The 4,717-nt window shown below is 59.6% G+C and carries 6 protein-coding genes and 1 pseudogene; 2 read left to right on the forward strand and 5 right to left on the reverse strand.

Translation table 11 applies throughout. From position 1 onward, the window contains the following. On the reverse strand, positions 1 to 399 hold a 399-nt coding region (locus GNZ13_RS54535), incomplete at its 3' end, for a competence protein CoiA family protein (protein WP_407945715.1). A gap of 208 nt (positions 400 to 607) precedes the next feature. On the opposite strand from GNZ13_RS54535, the gene GNZ13_RS48105 reads away from it, so the two are divergent. Beyond that, on the forward strand, positions 608 to 1,072 hold the full coding sequence (locus tag GNZ13_RS48105; protein ID WP_172178259.1) for a hypothetical protein: 465 nt from the start codon (positions 608 to 610) through the stop codon (positions 1,070 to 1,072). A 248-nt stretch (positions 1,073 to 1,320) separates the two neighbouring features. On the opposite strand, the gene GNZ13_RS48110 is transcribed toward GNZ13_RS48105, so the two are convergent. The 3 genes and pseudogenes from GNZ13_RS48110 to GNZ13_RS48115 all read right to left on the reverse strand — a co-directional run bounded on the left by GNZ13_RS48110 (position 1,321) and on the right by GNZ13_RS48115 (position 3,755). Then, positions 1,321 to 1,953 carry an SEL1-like repeat protein gene (locus GNZ13_RS48110; protein WP_172178261.1) on the reverse strand — a complete coding sequence of 211 codons (633 nt, stop codon included), beginning with the start codon at positions 1,951 to 1,953 and terminating at the stop codon, positions 1,321 to 1,323. A 114-nt stretch (positions 1,954 to 2,067) separates the two neighbouring features. Then, positions 2,068 to 2,220 (reverse strand): annotated as a pseudogene (locus GNZ13_RS54705) (ATP-binding protein); the annotation flags it as partial. A gap of 770 nt (positions 2,221 to 2,990) precedes the next feature. After that, positions 2,991 to 3,755, reverse strand: a complete 765-nt coding sequence (locus GNZ13_RS48115) for a ParA family protein (RefSeq protein WP_172178263.1) — start codon at positions 3,753 to 3,755, stop codon at positions 2,991 to 2,993. Positions 3,756 to 4,063: 308 nt separating this feature from the next. Here GNZ13_RS48115 and GNZ13_RS48120 point away from each other — a divergent pair, with 308 nt between their 5' ends. Further along, positions 4,064 to 4,240, forward strand: a complete 177-nt coding sequence (locus tag GNZ13_RS48120; RefSeq protein WP_172178265.1) for a hypothetical protein — start codon at positions 4,064 to 4,066, stop codon at positions 4,238 to 4,240. Positions 4,241 to 4,333: 93 nt separating this feature from the next. Here GNZ13_RS48120 and GNZ13_RS48125 read toward each other — a convergent pair. Beyond that, positions 4,334 to 4,717: transposase (locus GNZ13_RS48125; RefSeq protein WP_236002524.1), on the reverse strand; the 384-nt coding region annotated here is incomplete at its 5' end.

Consider the following 4,717-nt stretch of genomic DNA (forward strand, 5'->3'; position numbering starts at 1 on the left):
AACCGTAAAGTCTGGTCGTACGCCCTGAAACCATTGCTCGAGCTGTCCGGGAGAGTCCCGGCGATTTACGTGTTCCTCGGCGACGACGATGTCGGACGTGCTGGCCGATGGCCAGTACCGACAGACAAGAGCTGGGGTGCGCAGGAGCCGTGAGTTGAGCAAAATCTGCTTCGCAAGCAAGTGGAGCGCGCTCTCGAAAGCGGCAGAGTCCGAGCAGTGCGACTGCGCGGTGTGCGAGAAATGCCATATCCGCTCAGGCCCTCTTCGCGAAATGACCCGGCCTTTACAACTCGCACAGGAAAACGGACCGGCGCATTTATCCGAAAGGTCCCGGATGTCCACAACGCGCCCGCACTCATCCGTCGCAAAGGGGACTTTCAGGTTAACGGTCATGGGCATCGAGAAGCTCGTGGACGTTCAATATACCCAAATAGCCTGGTATCTCAGCCCGGTTTTGGATAAGCGTCGGGCCGCAACCTCACGTCTTTTGCAGCGACTCTAGGCTGCGGTGATACATCGAGCGGGACAGGCCTCCAGTTCGCTCAAGTTCGCGACGTAGCTGCCGATATTCAGAGTGTCGTCTTTGCATTCAAACAGGAAAAATGAAATGCGCACTCCGGTCGCCGCTGTCGCCGCCGTCGCGGCACTGGTCATCCTGTCTGGATGTTCTACGACACAAAACGTCACCGCAGGTCCCCAACTGAAAGGCTCGCCGTTGACTACGGCGTGCTTTACCGCACATGGCGGCAGGTCGGCTGATATGGACGCGGCAATCCAGCGCAACCTGGAAAACCACGGCGTGTCGGTGCTGATTGCCCCCGCGTGCGACAAAGCCGACATGAACGTCACCTACACCGACAGCTGGTTCTGGGACATCGTCATGTACCTGCGTTCGATGGACATCCGCTTTTACAAGGCGCCAAGCGGCGGTCTTATCGCATCCGGACACTGGAAGAACTCCGTCTTGCACCAGTTTCCCAACGCTGATGGCGTCGTCAAGGACCTGATGGACGAGATGTTCAAGCAAACCGGCGAACCCAGCGCCGTCAGGACCAAAGCGGCTTCTAACTAGACGGGCGGGTTTGATGAGAGGTATGGGTGGCCCCTGAGCGCAAGAAGTGCTGGCGATGAGCGTTGCGACGCGGAGTTGGATTTGGCCATGGAGCTTTGGCGGTGCTGGTCTTGGTTAGCCAGTGTTCCCGCAAAGCACATTCATGGCATGTCTCTTTCTGTGAAGGCCTCAGCTACTCGGTTTTAAAACGAGCTACCCCGGAGCTCGCTTTTCGTTGCGTCGGCATGCGCGATTGGCGTGGTTGACCGCTAACGGGCTCGCAATGCGCCGAGACGGGCGGCGCATTTTGCATTCGGACCACCGCGCTTGTAGGCCTGCGTCGCCTTTGCGCGGTTCGGGACGACGTCGCCGGGAGCGCTCCTGTCCCAGTGCCCCTCCCAGTACAAGCCAAGGTTGTACGCGGCCGACCGGTGTCCAAGCTCCAGGGCCGTGGCATACATATCCTTGGCCATCTCGAGGTCGGGGTCCATGCCGCGACCAAGCCGCGCACTGTCTGCGAGAGCTGCTGCCGCCATACCTCGCAGCGGGTCGCTCGCCGTATCGTCCTTCAGCACGTCGCCCAGAATGACGTGACCGCCCTCATAATCCGCAGGCCCACCTGTCTCCGTGACAAGAGACAGTGCAAGCGCGACCCGAAGGGAAGGGTGCCGGTCAGGGCCAACCCGTTCAAGCAGACGCCGTCCGAGGTAAGGCGCGCCCGGCACCGGGCTTGTGAGCAGGCCATTCGCGATAGCCGCGATAGATTCAAGTGAAAGAAATCCAACCTTGTTTGCCGACACGACGTGCCGGAAGAACCTTTCCACGTCGAGTGACGGGTCGCACTGGCGAAGTTGTGCCCACTCGCGTTCAATTTGGCCCAACCAGCTGGAATCTACAGACATCAGATTTGGTGTCCTTTGGTGAGTGATGAGGACGATGATACCTCACCGTTACTGTCGCCTGATGCCCACGCTTGGCGAGGTCGCATTCGCCGCAGCTTGAGTCGACAGCTTTCGTTAGTGCGAATCGAGATGGACCACATTCACAGCATTTCCAAAGACTTCTCGGACAATGGACGTTAGGTGGTCGTGGTGGCTGAGAAACACGACCTGTGTTTTTTCGGACAAGGTGGCCAGCGCTTCCAGTCCAGCTCGCGCGCGCTGGTCGTTGGGCCAAATCGACCGAACTGATTTCGGCCTCGATTTGTTGCCGTGTCAGCCCGTCACCACCGTCTGTGAGCGCGGTAGTAGCGTTGTTTGCCTCAGTGAGAAGGCGTCGCCGCTCATCTGATTTAGCTATTGCTTGCGCCAGTAGTTCGTGGGATACGGCGCCGGCTCTCGCCATCAGTGGCTTCACCGTTGCCTCAGCCTGCTGCTTCGCTTGCATCGCTTCGGCTGCCTGTGATTCGACAATACGAAGGCCTTCCTTCAAACGGTCTCGCTCTGCGTTAGCTTCGCGTGCTTCCTGGAGTCTTGCGACAAGTTGCTGAACAATTTCCGTCGGCGTATTCGTCTGCGCAGCATGCACCGGATGCCGATGTCACCGACCTGCTGCCCTTCAACTTCGCGAAGCTCGCGGCTGCAGCACGTAACCCCGCTTGATCCAACCGGCGCCCTGACGCGAACTTCGCCGATCGGCGCGCTGCCGCGAGACATGATCCCTCACCGCGAAGGCATATCAATTCCGTGCGCTGGATTGCGCGCTTACGGAAAACCGCCTGTGGGCCCAGCTGAAAACCGGCCACTAATTCGCTACGAACGGAAAACAAGGACGAGACCCTGCGGCGCAGGGTTCGTCTAATCCCTGCCCGCCGAAACAGACAGTCAGACAGTCCATCTGCGCCTCCCACACCTGGCACCGTGTGCCGATCGCACCGCCCGTTTGAAAGCGTGGGCCAAAGTCCGTAGCAGTCCGAGGGCGGCCGTCCGCTGGTTTCCCCTCATTCGACCAATTCACGATGCAAGGCCCGATATTCCTGCGAAAGTTTGTGTCCCGGATCGAGGTGAATGAGCGGCATTGCCTGCTGATGCGATTCGCGGATCTTCACGGACGAAGACAGCCGTGAAGCCAGCACCGGCAAGCCCTCACTGACAAGCTCATCGACCAGTTTCTGGGGCAGGCTCGCGCGGGGCTGAAACTGGTTGATGACAATCCCTTCCACCTCCAGCGCGACGTTGTGATCCTGCTGGATCTCCTTCACGTTTTCCAACAACGTATAAAGCGCGCGACGGGAGAAGTCATCACAGTCGAACGGAATCAGGCAACGCTCGGCGGCGATCAGCGCGGAGCGTGTGTAGAAGTTCAACGCAGGCGGCGTGTCGATATAAATCGCGTCGTACATGTCGAGCTCGTTCAGCGCGTCACGCAACTTGTAGATCTTGTAACGGGATTCCAGTTTGCCATGCAACGTGTCCAGATCAGGATGAGCTGGCATGACGTCGAGGTTCTCAAATGGCGTCGGATGAATGAACGAAGTGACTTCTACAGGCCTGAAGCTGAACGTGAGCGCGGTTTCAAAGAAGCCGGCGACGGTGGGGGTGGCCTCGCCAACCTGCGAGCCGAGCAGGTATTGGCTTGAATTCGCCTGAGCATCCAGGTCGATGACCAGTGTGCGGAGACCTTCGGCGGCGCTGATTGCCGCCAGGTTACAAACAATGGTCGATTTGCCTACGCCACCTTTCTGATTGAATACGACGCGCCGCATGTTCTCCCCTTGAATGGAACCTACGCAAAAGCGCTCAGCATACCTGAGCCAACGGACCTGGTTATTCGCGATCGGTTGTTTTCTGGGTCGGAAAGATTTGCCGATAAAGGGGGAAACCTGTCACCGCAGTCGCTGGGCATTTGAGCCGACGGGTTGCCAGAGGTGCCAGGCATCTTATTGTCGGCAATTGAGCAGCGCTTGCAAAAAAGCGTGCCGTCGCTTGTCGTTTGGTTGTTCGATGCCTGCCATTGTCCGCAAGAGTGTGAGTGCGCCACTGCGCGTTGCTGGCAGGCGTCGAACGAGCCTCGATGGAGGAAACCGCGGAGTGCCCCGATGCGGCCGGATTCCTGGACGCTATGGCGATTGATGGGCCGGGGTGCCCGGCGGTGTTGGAGGATGGACGGTCAGACGGGATGCTGGATGGGGCCTGGAGCAGTGACGAGGCAGTGCAGTCGCGCAATCGTGATGATGAAGCGGACGTGTGAGGGGCTGCGCGAAGCGGCAGGCGCAAGCGTCCGCTCGTGGGCCGCGTTGCCGCAGAGCCGACGGTCGGGTTGCACGTCCAGGAAGCGTTGCGCTCATGTCTCGCCTCGCGGCACGGGTGGTGCGCGAATGGGCGCAGTCCGCTGGAGGATATCGATGACGATCATCGGCGCACCGCAGTGCCGGCAGACGAAGACCGGAGGGGCAGCACCCCTGGGATCGTCGGGCTGGGTGCCGGCCTCAGGCACGACGTCCAGCAGTTCACGCACCTTGGTGAGACTGGCGCGGCGTACCGGGTTGGCCAGCAGTCCGTAGTGACGGATGCGATGGAAGCCGCTGGGCAGCACGTGCAGCAGGGAATGAAATGAACGCGTCCCACCCGTGAATGTGAGCGCAAAGGGAGGTGGATCCTTACGGGCCAACGGCATCGATGTGTCCACGTGGAAAATACGAAGTTTCCAGGCCAAACCGGAGGATCC

Origin of the sequence: Paraburkholderia elongata (assembly GCF_013177735.1) — a bacterium.
GTDB classification, from domain to species: Bacteria; Pseudomonadota; Gammaproteobacteria; order Burkholderiales; family Burkholderiaceae; genus Paraburkholderia; species Paraburkholderia elongata.